At 70.0% G+C, this 12,455-nt stretch carries 8 protein-coding genes; 1 reads left to right on the top strand and 7 read right to left on the bottom strand.

All coding sequences use genetic code 11. From position 1 onward, the window contains the following. Positions 1–31 precede the first annotated feature (31 nt). The gene (locus ACFY5B_RS16350) at positions 32–583 is read right to left on the bottom strand and encodes a two-component system response regulator (RefSeq protein ID WP_389969444.1); all 552 of its coding nucleotides are present in this window, start codon (positions 581–583) and stop codon (positions 32–34) included. Positions 584–720: 137 nt separating this feature from the next. Further along, positions 721–1,071 (bottom strand): chorismate mutase, encoded by a 351-nt coding sequence (locus tag ACFY5B_RS16345; protein ID WP_351626312.1) that lies wholly within the window; start codon positions 1,069–1,071, stop codon positions 721–723. A 193-nt stretch (positions 1,072–1,264) separates the two neighbouring features. Here ACFY5B_RS16345 and ACFY5B_RS16340 point away from each other — a divergent pair, with 193 nt between their 5' ends. Continuing rightward, the gene (locus ACFY5B_RS16340) at positions 1,265–2,152 is read left to right on the top strand and encodes a hypothetical protein (RefSeq protein WP_389969442.1); all 888 of its coding nucleotides are present in this window, start codon (positions 1,265–1,267) and stop codon (positions 2,150–2,152) included. A 162-nt stretch (positions 2,153–2,314) separates the two neighbouring features. On the opposite strand, the gene ACFY5B_RS16335 is transcribed toward ACFY5B_RS16340, so the two are convergent. The 5 genes from ACFY5B_RS16335 to ACFY5B_RS16315 form a co-directional block, all read right to left on the bottom strand. Beyond that, a complete protein-coding gene (locus ACFY5B_RS16335; RefSeq protein WP_389969440.1) occupies positions 2,315–3,970 on the bottom strand; it encodes a cytochrome bc complex cytochrome b subunit in 1,656 nt (551 codons plus the stop codon). A gap of 177 nt (positions 3,971–4,147) precedes the next feature. Further along, the gene (locus ACFY5B_RS16330) at positions 4,148–4,885 is read right to left on the bottom strand and encodes a vWA domain-containing protein (RefSeq protein ID WP_389969438.1); all 738 of its coding nucleotides are present in this window, start codon (positions 4,883–4,885) and stop codon (positions 4,148–4,150) included. 331 nt (positions 4,886–5,216) lie between these two features. Continuing rightward, positions 5,217–6,680 (bottom strand): glutamate synthase subunit beta, encoded by a 1,464-nt coding sequence (locus ACFY5B_RS16325; protein WP_389969436.1) that lies wholly within the window; start codon positions 6,678–6,680, stop codon positions 5,217–5,219. Further along, complete coding sequence (gene gltB / locus ACFY5B_RS16320; protein ID WP_389969434.1) at positions 6,673–11,271, bottom strand: glutamate synthase large subunit; 4,599 nt, start codon at positions 11,269–11,271, stop codon at positions 6,673–6,675. Before gltB ends, ACFY5B_RS16325 begins: the two co-directional genes overlap by 8 nt. A gap of 411 nt (positions 11,272–11,682) precedes the next feature. Next, positions 11,683–12,414, bottom strand: a complete 732-nt coding sequence (locus tag ACFY5B_RS16315) for a VIT1/CCC1 transporter family protein (protein WP_389969432.1) — start codon at positions 12,412–12,414, stop codon at positions 11,683–11,685. Between the last annotated feature and the right edge of the window lie 41 nt (positions 12,415–12,455).

Below are 12,455 nucleotides of genomic sequence, written 5' to 3'. Positions count from 1 at the left end.
GAGGCGGATCGGTACGTGCCCAATGTCCGGTCTAGGTGCGGTCCTTTTCGAGCTCCCCGGCGTGCGCCCCTGTGGGCCGCTGGGTGGGCACGCGCGTGTCGGGGTGCGGCAGTCCGGGGCGCGCGGGGTGTGCGGCGGTGTCGGTGTGCTCCCCTGCGAGGGCGCGCAGGCGGTGCACCTCCCGCTCCAGGGCGAGATGGCGCCGGTGGGTGTCGTAGAGGTAGCGGACCTTGGTGCGCAGCGCCCAGGGGTCGACGGGTTTCATGACGAGGTCGGCGACGCCGAGCCGGAAGGCGGTGGTGGTCAGTTCGTGGTCGGCGCCGAAGCCGGTGAGCAGGATCACGGGGATGTGCTGGGTCTGCTCCACGCGCCGCATGTAGCGCACGACCTCCAGTCCGCTGACGCCGGGCATGCGCACGTCGAGCAGCAGCAGGCCGACCTGGCCGCGGAGCACCTGCTTGAGTGCCTCGTCGCCGCTGGTGGCCCGGCCGAGCAGGTAGCCCAGCGGGGCCAGGGCGCTTTCGAGCGCGTACAGCGTGTCCTCGTGGTCGTCGACGATGAGGATCCTGGTATCCGACGGCATGGCCCCACGCCCCTCCCTCGTGGAGGACCAGAGTAGTCCGGGACACTGACGCGCAGTGCTCGCCGGCTGACATGCTGTGTACAGCGCAGCATGCCCCGAGCGGGCCGTCGTGTCACTCCCCCGGGGCGCGCGCGACGTCAGTTGCCGCCTGGGGCGGCGCCGTTGAGCGCTTCGTCCGCGATGCGCTCGTGGTGGCGGATGACCTCGGCGACGATGAAGTTCAGGAACTTCTCGGCGAAGGCGGGGTCGAGTTTGGCGTTCTCGGCGAGGGCGCGCAGCCGGGCGATCTGGCGGGCCTCGCGGGCCGGGTCGGCGGGCGGCAGCTGGTGCCGGGCCTTGAGGTGGCCGACCTGCTGGGTGCACTTGAAGCGCTCGGCGAGCATGTGGACGACGGCGGCGTCGATGTTGTCGATGCTGTCGCGCAGCCGGGCGAGCTCTTCGCGGACGGCGGGGTCGACGTCACGGGAACCGGTGTTGCTGGTGGTCATGGGGCGTCAGCCTACGGGGATCACGCCGGGTGGCCGAAGGCCGTCTCATCCCTCGGCGGTAGTCGCTTGTGGAAGCGGATGTCCTCGTGGCCACCGGGGGGCGACGGTCGGTTTCGGCCGTGCGCGGCCCGTCCGCGGCGGGGCTCGTCCTCGTACAGTGGAACACGGTTCAGGGGCGTCTTGGGGGTGAGGCGTGGCGAACGACGGGCCGGTCGAGCACGGCTACCCGCATCTGGAGACGGTGCGGGCCGCCGTCACGGCGCTGTACAAGCGACTGTCGTACGACACCGTCCGGACGTTCGCGACGAGTGTGCTCCCCGTCGACGTGGCGTTCTGCGACACCGACGATCTGTATCTGGGGGCGCAGCGGGTGGCGCATGAGCTGGTGCGGCACTACCGGCTGCCGGATGCCCGGCTGGTCGTGAGCTTCCGGGAGATGCGGCACGCGGCGAATGTGGAGCTGACGGCCGGGCCGGAGTACTTCGTGGAGCTGAACGACCGGTTCCGTACACATCGGCGGGACATCGGGGCGGCCCTCGCGCACGAGGTGACGCATGTGTACCTGCATCGCCTGGACCTGTCCTTCCCGGGCGTGCGGGACAACGAGATCCTCACGGACACGGTGACGACGTACCTGGGCGCGGGGTGGCTGCTGCTGGACGCGTACCGGGAGGACGGGGCGTCGTCGCAGAAGCTGGGGTATCTCACGCCGGAGGAGTTCGGGTACGTGCTGGCGAAGCGGGCGCTGGCCTTCGGGGAGGACCCGGCGGTGTGGTTCACCAGTGCGCAGGCGTACACGGCGTATGTGAAGGGGATGGAGCTGGCTCGCCGTGACGAGCGGCAGCCACCGTTGACGGCGGCGGGATGGGCGGGACGGAGGCGGTACGCCCGGGACCGGCGGCACGCTGCGGCGGGCCCGCAGCAGCCCGGGGTGCCGTACGCGTTCTCGCCCGACGGGGGCGGGCGGTTGCGGGTGTCGTTCCCCTGCCCCACGTGCCATCAGCGGATCAGGGTGCCGGTGCGGGGGCGGGTCCGGGCGCGGTGTGCGCTGTGCCGGAGCGTGCTGGAGTGCGATACGTAGGGGGCGTGGGCGGGCTCGGCCGGGAGCTGCGCTTTCCGCGCGCCCGGCCCTGGCCGTCGGTGCGGGTGGTCGCCCGGCTGGGCGGGGGATGCGCTTTGCGCGCCCGGCCCTGCCCGGGCCCCGGCTCTGCCCGGGCCCCGGCTCTGCCCCTGGTCCCGGTCGTCAGTGGGGGTGGTCGCCGCTGGTGATCTCCCGGTACTGCTCCACGGTCGGTTTCTCGATCCGTGCGTCGGGTCCGTACATGGCCTTCGCGAGCCGGGCGCGCAGCCGCTCGGACCGCTTGACCTTGCGGCGGACTCCGCCCGCGTCGACCTCGCGCCCGATCTCGTAGGGCGGGTTCTGCTCGTGCTGGGTGAGTGTGAACAGCTCGCCCTGGGTGAGAGGTTCGTGAACCTCGATGTACTCACCGGTCGGCAGCCGCTTGATGGTGCCGGTCTCCCTGCCGTGCAGCACCTTGGCGCGGTCACGGCGCTGCAGGCCCATGCAGACCTTCTTCGTGACGATGAAGGCGGCGACCGGCAGGACGAAGACCCCGATCCGCACGAACCAGGTGATCACGTTGATGGACAGGTGCAGATGGGTGGCGACGATGTCGTTGCCGCCGCCGATCAGCAGCACGGCGTACAGAGTCAGCCAGGCAACGCCGAGGCCGGTGCGCACGGGCGCGTTGCGCGGCCGGTCCAGGATGTGGTGCTCGCGTTTGTCGCCGGTGATCCACGCCTCGAGGAAGGGGTAGAGACCGAGGGCGAGCAGGATCAGCGGGAAGAGCGAGAAGGGGATGAACACGCCGAGGACGAGGGTGTGGCCCCAGAGGTTGATCTCCCATCCCGGCATCACCCGGATCAGGCCTTCGGAGAAGCCCAGGTACCAGTCGGGCTGGGCGCCGGTGGTGACGAGGTCGGGGCGGTAGGGGCCGAAGGCCCACACGGGGTTGATCTGGGCGACCGCGCCCATCACCGTCAGCACGCCGAAGACGAGGAAGAAGAAGCCGCCGGCCTTGGCCATGTAGACCGGCAGGAAGGGCATGCCGACGACCGAGCGCTCCTTGCGTCCGGGGCCGGGGAACTGGGTGTGCTTGTGGTAGAAGACCAGGATCAGATGGGCGGTGACCAGGCCCAGCATGATCCCGGGCAGCAGCAAGACGTGGACGGGATAGAGCCGCGAGATGATGTCCTCGCCCGGGAACTCCCCGCCGAACAGGAAGAACGACAGGTACGTCCCGACGATCGGGATGGACAGGATCGCGCCCTGGGCGAAGCGGATGCCGGTGCCGGACAGCAGGTCGTCGGGGAGGGAGTAGCCGGTCAGGCCGGTGATGATGCCGAGCATCAGCAGGGTCCAGCCGAAGACCCAGTTCAGCTCGCGCGGCTTGCGGAAGGCGCCGGTGAAGAACACCCGCATCATGTGCACCAGCATGCCGGTGATGAAGACCAGCGCCGCCCAGTGGTGGATCTGCCGGATCAGCAGCCCGCCGCGCACGTCGAAGCTGATGTCCAGCGTGGACTCGAAGGCCTTGCTCATGAGGACGCCGTTGAGCTCCGTGTAGGAGCCGTTGTAGACGACTTCCTGCATGCTGGGCTCGAAGAACAGGGTGAGGTAGACGCCGGTGAGGATCAGCACGAGGAAGCTGTAGAGGGTGACCTCGCCCAGCATGAAGGACCAGTGGTCCGGGAAGACCTTGCGCATGTTGGCCTTGGCCAGGGCGAAGAGCCCGAGCCGTCCGTCGGCCCAGTCGGCGAGCCTCTCGCCCTTGCCCGCGGGAGGTCTCCGCTGAGCGGAGTCCGTCCCGTACACCCGTCGTGCGCCGTCGTCGCCCATACGTCGTCGCCTCCCCGTCGGATCCTTCCCAGCGTGGCACGGCGTCGCGACGGTGCAAACGGGGCGTACGAGGGGTTGGGCCAGGGGGGCTAGGGGGTGGGGTCGAGAGGGCAGGGGCCGGTCGAGCGGCCGGGCAGGGGGCGGGTCGGGCCGCTGAGGCGGGGGCCAGGGGTCGGTTCAGCGGCCGCCGCCGGGATCCCTGACGATCCCCTGCGCCCGTGCGGCCACGAGCCACGTCGGGAACTCGCCCACCAGCCGGTCGTACAGCTCGGCGTCCGGGACCTTCCGCGGGTCCTGCCCCGCGTGGAAGAACCCGGCGTTGTCGACGACCCGCTTGCCGGGCACGGCCAGCTCGTCCAGCTTGCGCAGGAAGTCGAACTGCTTGCCGCCCGGGTCGCCGAACCCGATGAACTGCCAGAACAGCGGCAGCTTCGCCGCCTTGCAGAGGTAGCGTTCCGCGGCGAGCTTGTTGATCGGCCCGCCGTCGGTCTGGAACACCACCAGGGCGGGCTCCGTCGAGCCGCTGTCGAGGTAGTGGTCGATCACGGCGTCCATCGCCAGGTGATAGCTGGTCTTCCCCATGTGCCCGAGCCCGGCCACGATCCGCTCGATCCGCCCCTGGTGGCCGGCCAGGTCGATCTCGGTCTCGGCGTCGACATCGGTGGAGAAGAACACGACCGGCACGCTGCCGTCGTCGTCCAGGTGCGCCGACAGCCCGAGCACCCGGTCGGCCAGCGCCTGCACACTGCCGTCCTTGTAGTACGGCTTCATCGAGCCGGAGTAGTCGACCACGAGGTAGACCGCGGCCCGCAGGGTGTCGAGGCCGTGTTTGCGCAGCGAGACCCCCGCGCTCCTGTACAGGCCGACCAGCGCGGGCGCGGTCTCCTCCACCTTGCTGAGACTGATCGCGGCCATGCGAACCCCCCTTGCCGTCCGGCTCTGGACCACCGGACCCGGGCCAGAGGGTACGGCAAACACACCCTGCTGGAGGCGGGCAGGCTGCTGCGGTACGAGAGGGAGCGGACGAAGACCATCTGGCTGCTGGTGGAGTGCGCGCGTCGGCTCGCCCTGGTCGGTGCGTTGTGCGTCGCCGGTGCCGAGATCGTGACGTTGGTGGCACCCGGCGGCACGTAGGTGCGTTTGACGAAAAGGCGACAGCGCCTGCCCGGTCGTCCGGTCGGGGACTGTGGGGCAGGCGCCGTCAGTGTTCCGTACGCCGTTGTACGGGACGTCTTGTGCGGTGCGGTCAGACCATCAGCGCGCGGTCCGTGGGACGGATCGGCGCCGGCAGCTCGCTCGCGCCCGTGAGGGCACGGTCCACTCCGCGCGCCGCCGAGCGGCCCTCGGCGATCGCCCAGACGATGAGCGACTGGCCGCGGCCGGCGTCACCGGCGACGAACACGCCCGGCACGTTGGTGCGGAAGTCGGCGTCGCGGGCGATGTTGCCGCGCTCGTCGAGCTCCAGGCCGAACTGCTCGACCAGGCCGTTCTCCCGGTCGGTGCCGGTGAAGCCCATCGCGAGGGTCACCAGCTGCGCGGGGATCTTGCGCTCGGAGCCCGGCTTCGGGGTCAGCTTGCCGTCGATGAACTCCACCTCGGTGAGGTGCAGCCACTGGACGTTGCCGTCCTCGTCGCCCTCGAAGTGGGTCGTCGAGACGGAGTAGACCCGCTCGCCGCCCTCCTCGTGCGCCGAGGTGACCTTGTACAGCATGGGGAAGGTCGGCCAGGGCTGGTTGGTGGGGTGCCGCTCCTCGCCCGGGCGGGGCATGATCTCCAGCTGCGTGACGGAGGCCGCGCCCTGGCGGTGGGCGGTGCCCACGCAGTCCGCGCCGGTGTCGCCGCCGCCGATGACCACGACGTGCTTGCCCTCGGCCGAGATCGGGGGCGCCACGAAGTCGCCCTCCTGCACCTTGTTGGCCAGAGGCAGGTACTCCATGGCCTGGTAGATGCCCTTGAGTTCACGGCCGGGCACCGGCAGGTCACGCGCCATGGTCGCGCCGACGGCCAGGACGACCGCGTCGTAGCGCTTCTTCAGGTCCGTGGCCTTCAGGTCGCGGCCGATCTCGATGCCCGTGCGGAAGCGGGTGCCCTCCGCGCGCATCTGCTCGATACGGCGGTTGATGTGCCGCTTCTCCATCTTGAACTCGGGGATGCCGTAGCGCAGGAGGCCTCCGATGCGGTCCGCGCGCTCGTAGACGGCGACGGTGTGGCCGGCGCGGGTCAGCTGCTGGGCGGCGGCGAGACCCGCCGGGCCCGAGCCGATGACGGCGACGGTCTTGCCGGACAGGCGCTCCGGGATCTGCGGGGCGACGTCCCCGGTCTCCCACGCCTTGTCGATGATCGAGACCTCGACGTTCTTGATGGTGACCGGCGGCTGGTTGATGCCGAGCACGCACGCCGACTCACAGGGAGCGGGGCACAGGCGGCCCGTGAACTCCGGGAAGTTGTTCGTCGCGTGCAGGCGCTCCGAGGCGGCCGCCCAGTCCTCGCGGTAGGCGTAGTCGTTCCACTCGGGGATGAGGTTCCCGAGCGGACAGCCGTTGTGGCAGAACGGGATGCCGCAGTCCATGCAGCGGCTGGCCTGCTTGCTGATGATGGGCAGCAGGGAGCCGGGAACGTAGACCTCGTTCCAGTCCTTGACGCGCTCCTCGACGGGGCGGGACTTGGCGAGCTCACGCCCGTGGTTCAGGAAGCCCTTCGGGTCAGCCATTGATCGCCGCCTCCATCATCTTCTCGTGGGTCTCGGTCTCGGAGAGACCGGCTCGCTCGGCGGCGTCCTTGGCGGCGAGCACTGCCTTGTACGTGCTGGGGATGATCCTGCTGAAGCGCTCGACGGCGCTGTCCCACTCACTCAGGAGCTTCTCGGCGACGGTCGAGCCGGTCTCCTCGTGGTGGCGGCGGACCACGTCGTGCAGCCACTGCTTGTCGGTGTCGTCCAGCGCCTCGACGGCGTCCAGGTTGCCGACGTTGACGTTGTCGCGGTCCAGGTCGATCACGTACGCGATACCGCCGGACATGCCGGCCGCGAAGTTGCGGCCGGTCTCGCCGAGCACCACCGCGTGACCGCCGGTCATGTACTCGCAGCCGTGGTCGCCCACGCCCTCGGAGACGACCGTCGCGCCGGAGTTGCGGACGCAGAACCGCTCGCCGACCTTGCCGCGCAGGAACATCTCGCCGCCGGTGGCGCCGTAGCCGATGGTGTTGCCGGCGATGACGCTGTACTCGGCGAGGTGGTCGGCCGCGCGGTCCGGGCGGACGACGATCCGGCCGCCCGAGAGGCCCTTGCCGACGTAGTCGTTGGCGTCGCCCTCCAGGCGCAGCGTGACACCGCTGGGCACGAAGGCACCGAAGGACTGGCCGGCGGAGCCGGTGAAGGTGATGTCGATGGTGTCGTCGGGCAGACCCGCGCCACCGAACTTCTTCGTCACCTCGTGGCCGAGCATGGTGCCGACCGTGCGGTTGATGTTGCGGATCTGCACCTGGGCGCGCACCGGCTGGGCGTCGGTGGCGCCGGACGCGGCGAGCGCGTCCGATGCCAGCTTGATCAGCTGGTTGTCGAGCGCCTTCTCCAGGCCGTGGTCCTGCGCGATGACCTGGTGGCGCACCGCGCCCTCGGGCAGCTCGGGCACGTGGAACAGCGGCTCCAGGTTCAGGCCCTGCGCCTTCCAGTGGTCGACCGCACGGGTCACGTCGAGCGTCTCGGCGTGGCCGACGGCCTCCTCGATGGAGCGGAAGCCCAGCTCGGCGAGGATCTCGCGGACCTCTTGGGCGATGTACTGGAAGAAGTTCACGACGTACTCGGCCTTGCCGGAGTAGCGCTCGCGCAGGACCGGGTTCTGCGTGGCGATGCCGACCGGGCAGGTGTCGAGGTGGCAGACGCGCATCATGACGCAGCCGGAGACGACGAGCGGCGCGGTCGCGAAACCGAACTCCTCGGCGCCGAGCAGCGCGGCGATGACGACGTCACGGCCGGTCTTCAGCTGGCCGTCGGTCTGCACGACGATGCGGTCGCGCAGGCCGTTGAGCAGCAGCGTCTGCTGGGTCTCGGCGAGGCCGAGCTCCCAGGGGCCGCCGGCGTGCTTCAGCGAGGTGAGCGGGGAGGCGCCCGTGCCGCCGTCGTGGCCGGAGATGAGGACGACGTCCGCGTGCGCCTTGGAGACACCGGCCGCGACCGTGCCGACGCCGACCTCGGAGACCAGCTTCACGTGAATCCGCGCCTGCGGGTTCGCGTTCTTCAGGTCGTGGATCAGCTGGGCCAGGTCCTCGATGGAGTAGATGTCGTGGTGCGGCGGCGGGGAGATCAGACCGACGCCCGGCGTCGAGTGGCGGGTCTTGGCGACCCACGGGTAGACCTTGTGGCCGGGCAGCTGGCCGCCCTCGCCGGGCTTGGCGCCCTGGGCCATCTTGATCTGGATGTCGTCCGAGTTGACCAGGTACTCGGAGGTCACACCGAAGCGGCCGGAGGCGACCTGCTTGATGGACGACCGGCGGGCCGGGTCGTACAGGCGCTCCGGGTCCTCGCCGCCCTCACCGGTGTTGGACTTGCCGCCCAGCTGGTTCATGGCGATGGCGAGGGTCTCGTGCGCCTCCTGGGAGATGGAGCCGTACGACATGGCGCCCGTGGAGAAGCGCTTGACGATCTCGGAGACCGGCTCGACCTCGTCGATGGAGATCGGCTGCCGGTCCGACTTGAAGCCGAAGAGCCCACGGAGCGTCATCAGGCGCTCGGACTGCTCGTTCACCCGCTCGGTGTACTTCTTGAAGATGTCGTACCGGCCGGAGCGCGTGGAGTGCTGGAGGCGGAAGACCGTCTCCGGGTCGAACAGGTGCGGCTCGCCCTCACGGCGCCACTGGTACTCGCCGCCTATCTCCAGCGCGCGGTGCGCGGGAGCGATGCCGGAGGCCGGGTAGGCCTTGGCGTGGCGGGCGGCGACCTCCTTGGCGACGACGTCGATGCCGACACCGCCGATCTTGGTGGCCGTGCCGTTGAAGTACTTCGCGACGAAGGCCTCGTCGAGACCGACGGCCTCGAAGACCTGGGCGCCGCGGTAGGAGGCGACGGTCGAGATGCCCATCTTGGACATGACCTTCAGCACGCCCTTGCCGAGGGCGTAGATGAGGTTGCGGATGGCCTTCTCGGGCTCGATGCCGGGAAGGAACGTCCCTGCGCGGACGAGGTCCTCGACGGACTCCATCGCCAGGTACGGGTTGACGGCGGCGGCGCCGTAGCCGATGAGCAGGGCGACGTGGTGGACCTCGCGGACGTCACCGGCCTCGACCAGCAGGCCCACCTGGGTACGCTGCTTGGTGCGGATGAGGTGGTGGTGGACGGCCGCGGTGAGCAGCAGCGACGGGATCGGCGCGTGCTCGGCGTCCGAGTGGCGGTCCGACAGGACGATCAGGCGGGCGCCGTTGTCCATGGCGGCGTCGGCCTCGGTGCAGATCTCCTCGATGCGCGCGGCCAGCGCGTCTCCGCCGCCGTGCACCCGGTACAGGCCGGAGAGCGTCGCGGCCTTGAAGCCGGGCATGTCGCCGTCGGCGTTGATGTGGATGAGCTTGGCCAGCTCGTCGTTGTCGATCACCGGGAAGGGCAGCAGGACGCTGCGGCAGGACGCGGCCGACGGCTCCAGCAGGTTGCCCTGCGGGCCCAGCGACGAGCGCAGGGAGGTGACCAGTTCCTCGCGGATGGCGTCCAGCGGCGGGTTGGTGACCTGTGCGAAGAGCTGGGTGAAGTAGTCGAAGAGCAGGCGCGGGCGGTCCGACAGCGCGGCGATCGGCGAGTCGGTGCCCATCGAGCCGATCGGCTCGGCGCCGGCCTTGGCCATCGGCGCGAGGAGGACGCGCAGCTCCTCCTCGGTGTAGCCGAAGGTCTGCTGGCGGCGGGTGACCGAGGCGTGCGTGTGCACGATGTGCTCGCGCTCGGGCAGGTCGGACAGCTCGATCTCGCCGGCCTCGACCCACTCCGCGTACGGGTTCTCGGCGGCGAGCTCGGCCTTGATCTCGTCGTCCTCGATGATGCGGTGCTCGGCGGTGTCGACGAGGAACATGCGGCCGGGCTGGAGGCGGCCCTTGCGGACGACCTTGGAGGGGTCGATGTCCAGGACGCCGACCTCGGAGCCGAGCACGACGAGGCCGTCGTCGGTGACCCAGTAGCGGCCGGGGCGCAGGCCGTTGCGGTCGAGGACCGCGCCGACCTGGGTGCCGTCGGTGAAGGTGACACAGGCCGGGCCGTCCCAGGGCTCCATCATCGTGGAGTGGAACTGGTAGAAGGCGCGCCGGGCCGGGTCCATGGAGTCGTGGTTCTCCCACGCCTCCGGGATCATCATCAGCACGGAGTGCGGCAGGGAACGGCCGCCCAGGTGCAGCAGCTCCAGGACCTCGTCGAACGACGCGGAGTCGGAGGCGTCCGGCGTACAGACCGGGAAGATCCGGTCGATGGCCTTGTCGTCGGAGCCGAACAGGTCGGAGACCAGCTGCGACTCGCGGGCCACCATCCAGTTGCGGTTGCCCTTGACGGTGTTGATCTCACCGTTGTGCGCGACGAAGCGGTACGGGTGGGCCAGCGGCCACGAGGGGAACGTGTTCGTCGAGAACCGGGAGTGCACGAGCGCGATCGCGGAGGCGAAGCGGCGGTCGGACAGGTCCGGGAAGAAGGGCTCCAGCTGGCCGGTGGTCAGCATGCCCTTGTAGACGATGGTCCGCGCGGACAGCGACGGGAAGTAGACGCCGGCCTCGCGCTCGGCGCGCTTGCGCAGCACGAAGGCCTTGCGGTCTAGGGCGATGCCCTCCGAGGTGCCGTCGCTGACGAAGATCTGGCGGAAGACCGGCATGGTCGACCGGGCGGTGGCACCCAGCAGCTGGGGCGCGACCGGCACCTCGCGCCAGCCGAGGACGTTGAGGCCCTCGTCGGCGGCGATCGTCTCGATCTGCGAGACGGCGTCGGCGGTGGAGTCCTCCGGCAGGAAGGCGATGCCGACGGCGTAGGAACCGGCGTCGGGCAGTTCGAATCCGGCCACGTCACGGAAGAAGGCGTCCGGGACCTGCGACAGGATGCCGGCGCCGTCGCCGGAGTCGGGCTCGGAACCGGTGGCACCGCGGTGTTCGAGGTTGCGCAGGACGGTCAGAGCCTGTTCCACCAGGGTGTGGGACGCCTCGCCGGTGAGGGTGGCGACGAAGCCGACGCCGCAGGCGTCGTGCTCGTTGCGGGGGTCGTACATACCCTGCGCAGCAGGGCGAGCATCCATGAACGACCAGTTCTGGCCATTCGCGGAATGCTGGGACGGCTGGCGCGGCGTACGCATCGGCTCTCCCGTCGTCGTCAGGTGGCTGGGGGCACCTCCCAGGCCCTTCAAGGCTCTGGGGGCAAGTGCCGAGGGACGACGTTGGCCCTCGCGTGATCGCAAAATTTCGTGCAGGTTACATGATGGAGCGGTTCTCGGGAACCGGGATATCCGTTCCAGCATGCGGACACTGCGGGTTGGCGGCGGTGGGGCCGCACCAGCAGTGGAAGCTGTGGAGGGACCGCACGAAACGATCAGGTCAGATCGCTTGCGTCGGCCCGAGGAGCGGGGCAGGCGTCTTCGCCCGACCCGCTGAGGGTGCGCGGCGAGCGTCGTTGCCCGCAGCGCTTACGGCTCATGCCCGGAGGTCGCACATCCGAAACCAACGAGTAACGACTACTTATGCGTCCCCTTGCATAAGTCCGAGCCGCGCTATCCTACGGCCGTTCCGAACACGGTGCCCAGGGCGTACGTCACACCGGCCGCCGCGCCTCCCAGGAACAGCTGCCGCAGCCCGCTGTACCACCAGGTGCGCGCCGTCACCTTGGCCACCACCGCGCCGCACAGGAAAAGCCCCAGCAGCGCCAGCAGCACCGCCGGCCACATGCTGCTCGCGCCCAGCAGATAGGGCGCGACGGGAATCAGCGCACCCAGCGCGAACGAACCGAAGCTCGACACCGCGGCCACGGTCGGGGAGGGCAGATCGCCGGGGTCGATGCCCAGCTCCTCCCGGGCATGGATCTCCAGCGCCTGCTCGGGATCCTTCGACAGCTGCCGGGCCACCTCCCGGGCCAGCCGCGGCTCGACCCCCCTCGACTCGTAGAGCGCGGCGAGCTCTGCCTCCTCGTCCGTGGGGTGCTTGCGCAGCTGGCGGCGTTCCACGTCCAGCTCGGCCTCGACGAGCTCGCGCTGCGAGGCGACGGAGGTGTACTCGCCGGCGGCCATGGAGAAGGCACCGGCGGCCAGGCCCGCCAGTCCGCTGAGGACGACAGTGTGCTGGCTGACCGCACCGCCCGCGACTCCGGTCATCAGGGCGAGGTTGGACACCAGGCCGTCCATCGCACCGAACACCGCGGGACGCAGCCAGCCGCCGTTCACGTCCCGGTGCGTGTGGTTGTCCCGGTGCGCCTCGTGCAGCGTCGCCTCGGTCTCGATGATGGCCATGAAAAGAACCCACTCCCCGTCCACGGACTCGCTTCGGAAAC

It is taken from the genome of Streptomyces sp. NPDC013187 (assembly GCF_042899705.1).
GTDB classification, from domain to species: Bacteria; Actinomycetota; Actinomycetes; order Streptomycetales; family Streptomycetaceae; genus Streptomyces; species Streptomyces hawaiiensis_A.
The sequence above is the reverse complement of the archived record's forward strand: the minus strand, read 5'-3'. Positions and strand labels throughout refer to the sequence as shown.